1 protein-coding gene is annotated in these 803 nt (G+C 60.3%); it reads right to left on the bottom strand.

What is annotated here, in order from left to right; genetic code table 11:
* Nucleotides 1–112: 112 nt before the first annotated feature.
* A complete protein-coding gene (locus FS804_RS24675) occupies nt 113–625 on the bottom strand; it encodes an Rrf2 family transcriptional regulator (RefSeq protein WP_144579350.1) in 513 nt (170 codons plus the stop codon).
* Nucleotides 626–803: the final 178 nt, after the last annotated feature.

Below are 803 nucleotides of genomic sequence, written 5' to 3'. Positions count from 1 at the left end.
CGACGACGGCTTCGTGGCCGGCGTCCTGTAGCAACTTCACTGCCTTCGAGCCGATCAGGCCCGTGCCGCCGATGACGGCGACCTTCTTTAACGTACTCATTTCTGCTTTCTCCTATGACGAGGCGCGATTGCCCGTCTTGCGTTCGTGGAGTTTCAGGAAGGCGCATCCGCGGGCGGCGATCTCGCCGTCGTCGTCTGCGCCGAGATCCGCCAGAAGGTCCGCGACGGACACCTTGGCGAGTTCTGCGCGATATGCTTTCTCGGCTTTCAGCATCGCGGCGTTGATCTGGCAGGGTTTTGTGAAATAGCGCTTCGGCAGAGGGTTCGGTCCTCGCTGCCGGATCTCGGCGCACCGGAAGGCGGGCGCCGGCCCTTCGACCGCGAGGACGATGTCGAGGAGGCTGATGTCTTTTGGCGCTTTCGCCAGCCGATAGCCACCCTTCGGACCCGGCGTCGTCGCGACGATGCCCGCGCCGGACAGCGCCTGAAGGTGCTTCAGCAGATAGCTCGTCGACACGCCGTGCAGTTCGGCGAGTGCCGCGGCAGACAGCACGCCATCTTCCGACAGACCCGCCAGGAATGCCGTGCAGTGGATCGCCTGTTCGACGCCTTCGCTCAGTTTCATGTTGCATCTCCTAATCGTGGATATAAAATGTCTACGATTGGGATCGGTGTCAATCCCTGATCACGTAGACCGGTCAAAATTCCGAATTTGAGATCAGAAAGCGGAGTTTCGACCCCTTGATGCCTCGCCATAGTCAGGACGCTCGCAGGGGCAGAACAACAACGAAGGACATTTAATG

This window comes from Agrobacterium sp. DE0009 (genome assembly GCF_007680755.1).
Taxonomy (GTDB): Bacteria; Pseudomonadota; Alphaproteobacteria; order Rhizobiales; family Rhizobiaceae; genus Agrobacterium; species Agrobacterium tumefaciens_B.
The sequence above is the reverse complement of the archived record's forward strand: the minus strand, read 5'-3'. Positions and strand labels throughout refer to the sequence as shown.

What these genes read in the sequence shown, in the direction of transcription:
- FS804_RS24675 (WP_144579350.1), bottom strand. Translation starts at nt 625, where the DNA reads ATGAAACTGAGCGAAGGCGTCGAACAGGCGATCCACTGCACGGCATTC.